The organism is candidate division WOR-3 bacterium (assembly GCA_016867815.1).
GTDB lineage: Bacteria > Hydrothermota > Tepidihabitantia > Tepidihabitantales > Tepidihabitantaceae > UBA2258.
On sequence record VGIR01000185.1, the window covers coordinates 1 to 2,774 of the forward strand.

Consider the following 2,774-nt stretch of genomic DNA (forward strand, 5'->3'; position numbering starts at 1 on the left):
GCCCTGGCTCTGGTCCTGACACGTTCGATGGGGTGAAGCTCCCCATCCTTGATCTGCACGATAGGCTTCACCTGGAGCAAATTCCCCAGGAAGGCCTGTGCTTTGCCGATTCGACCGCCTCTGGCCGCGTATTCAAGCGTGTCTGCGGTGGCCAGGAGATGCGTGCGTGAGATGACGTCCCGAACATGCTGCACTACGCTCTCCAGAGCAGCCCCTGTTTGTGCTTTCTCCGCCGCGGCGAGCACGATGAGGGCGAGAGCCACCGAGTTGAAACGGGAGTCTACCACTTGGACTCTGTCATGAAGGCTCAGCAGCGCCTTGGCCCTGGTGGCCGAACTGAACGTGCCGCTCATTTTCTCGGAGATGTGAATGGAAACGACGTCATCCTCGCCTGCAGTCAGCTCCTGGTAGACCGTCAGGAACGCACCCACAGACGGTTGGGACGTCCTCGGCAGTTCCTCCGCTTCTCTCAGCCTTTGGAAGAACTGCATTGGAGTGATGTCGAGCCTGTCTCTGTAGGGCTCACTCCCGAAGTGGACGCTGCAGGGCACGATGATTATGCCCCGCTCGACTGCAAACTCGGGGTCGAGATCACACGTGCTGTCGGTCACAACCCTCACGACCATGCGGTCCTCACTTCATGGACTCGTTCTCGACCCGGAGGTGGTCCGATCCCTCCCATTCTAGCATTGGTCCTTTCTCGGAATGAAGCCTCGCAGCCTGTCTCCGTCACACAGGCTTGCGCATCGGCTATTTGACCGCTGGCAGCCCGAGTGGAGGGGTTGACACTCTGGCGGGCCCCAGCGCGTCTCACCCTCTGGGCTGGGCGCAGGCGCGGTCATCACGTTGTCCTGTAGCTTTGGAATCCTACAATGGCATACTGACCGTAGGCCGAAGAGGCTCACATGCACTACCATGATGACCACTAGCTGACTCGGAACCAAACGGCCTGTCGATAGACGGAGGCGGAAACGGATGGACCAGGGTATTGGGGCGTGGATAGTGTTCAACGCGCTGGTGTTGGGCCTTTTGGCTCTGGACCTGGGAGTGTTTCACCGAAAAGCCCACTCGGTGTCGACGAAAGAGGCCGCCATCTGGAGCGCGGCCTGGATAGGGCTCGCCCTCCTTTTCAATCTGGGAATCTACTTCTGGAAAGGACCGCGTCCGGCGGTCGAATACCTAGCAGGCTACCTGATCGAGAAGTCGCTCAGCGTCGACAATATCTTCGTTTTCATTGTCATCTTAGGTACCTTCAACGTCCCATCCGCATACCAGCACCGTGTCCTGTTCTGGGGCGTCCTCGGCGCGCTGGTGATGCGTGGGGCGATGATCGCAGCCGGCTCGGCACTCTTGGACCAGTTTCACTGGATAGTCTACCTTTTCGGTAGCTTCCTGGTCTTCACCGGATTGCGCCTTGGGATTCAGCGGAACGAGGAGCCGCATCCTGAACGAAACCCGCTGCTCAAGCTGGCGCGCCGGCTGCTGCCGGTGTCAGAGAGGTACGAGGGACAGCGCTTCTTCGTGCGAGAGGCCGGTAGGCTGCTAGTAACACCCCTCTTCTTGGTGTTGCTGGTAGTGGAGGCGACTGACCTGGTCTTCGCTGTGGATTCCATCCCTGCGATCTTCGCGGTGACACGCGATCCTTTCATCGTCTACACGTCCAACGTGTTCGCCTTGCTCGGTCTGAGGTCCCTGTACTTTCTGCTCGCGAGGGCGGTTGGCAAGTTCTACTATCTGAAGATGGCGCTGGCGGCCATTCTTATGTTCGTAGGCGTCAAGATGGTCGTCGCCGAGTTCTACAAGATGCCGGTGGCGGTATCTCTCGGGGTGGTGGTGGGCATTCTCACGTTGGCCGTCGCGGCTTCTATATTCAGGGCAAAGAGGCTGACGCCGAGGGAGTTGTCCACGGCCGAGAGGCGCTAGGCCGCTTTAGGCGCTGTGCTACTTGCTTCCGAGTGTTGCCGGTAGTCGGCAACCTGTGCGTACCCCGCGGTTTGCCCATGGCGTCTTCGGAGCTCGATTGAACCGAACCAGGTTGCACCGAATGCCGTTTGGTTCAGCCAGCCACCTGCTGCATGAACCCGCCGTTGGCGATCACCCAGGTTGGGCCCTATTGGTTAGCACGACTGCTGGCTACCCAGAGAAGGGCCCAATTGGAAGGGCAACTTTGGCGGAAACAGACCAACGATCGGGCCGGCGAAAGAGGCTCTTGTCCTGGCCAAACCTACGTCACCGGCACCGTTTCATACAAGGTTCCCGAGAACGCGATCCCGTCCTCTGGTGGGCCGTTGTCTACCAGCACTCTGCAGACCACAATCGCGTCATCGCCGGGGTACCACTGCACGCCAGCGCGGAATGGCCTTACGAGCGTGCGCTTGTCAAGAATCGCCTCGCCCTCGATCAGGAAACGCTCCACATCGCGCCGACGTACCCCAATTCGAGTTGCCAGTCGTGAGCCGATCTCATCGAGACACTTCCCGTCGTGCAGGTGGAATGCGGCCACGACTCCGTCGATGAGCGGTTTAACTATGGACGCCAGATTAAGAGTTCGATGTGACGGTGGCACGTGGAGAGCGATGGACAACCCAAGACTCCCCTTCCCCTGCCTCAATGGCCGAAGGAGCCGAACCTCACCCGAAGCGATTCCCTTCTTCATAGACAGCCAGGTGATTGAAGCACTCGCAAACGATCCTCTAGTACTGGTTTGTTATATTGACCGAAACGTGCACGAGAAGTGTAGGCAGCGAGTGAGGGCAGGTGAAGTAGAGTGCCAT

3 protein-coding genes are annotated in these 2,774 nt (G+C 59.0%); 1 reads left to right on the plus strand and 2 read right to left on the minus strand.

The annotated features are described in order from the left end of the window. Positions 1–626 (minus strand): DegV family protein (locus tag FJY68_14080; GenBank protein ID MBM3332950.1); only part of this gene is annotated, 626 nt, incomplete at its 3' end. A 349-nt stretch (positions 627–975) separates the two neighbouring features. On the opposite strand from FJY68_14080, the gene FJY68_14085 reads away from it, so the two are divergent. Next, positions 976–1,923, plus strand: a complete 948-nt coding sequence (locus tag FJY68_14085; GenBank protein ID MBM3332951.1) for a TerC family protein — start codon at positions 976–978, stop codon at positions 1,921–1,923. A 301-nt stretch (positions 1,924–2,224) separates the two neighbouring features. Here the strand turns inward: FJY68_14085 and FJY68_14090 are convergent, their stop codons facing one another. After that, positions 2,225–2,584, minus strand: coding sequence for a hypothetical protein (locus tag FJY68_14090; GenBank protein MBM3332952.1), 360 nt, complete (start codon positions 2,582–2,584; stop codon positions 2,225–2,227). Positions 2,585–2,774 lie beyond the last annotated feature (190 nt).

Coding starts and splice junctions, on each gene's coding strand:
- FJY68_14085 (MBM3332951.1), top strand. CDS start 976: ATGGACCAGGGTATTGGGGCGTGGATAGTGTTCAACGCGCTGGTGTTG.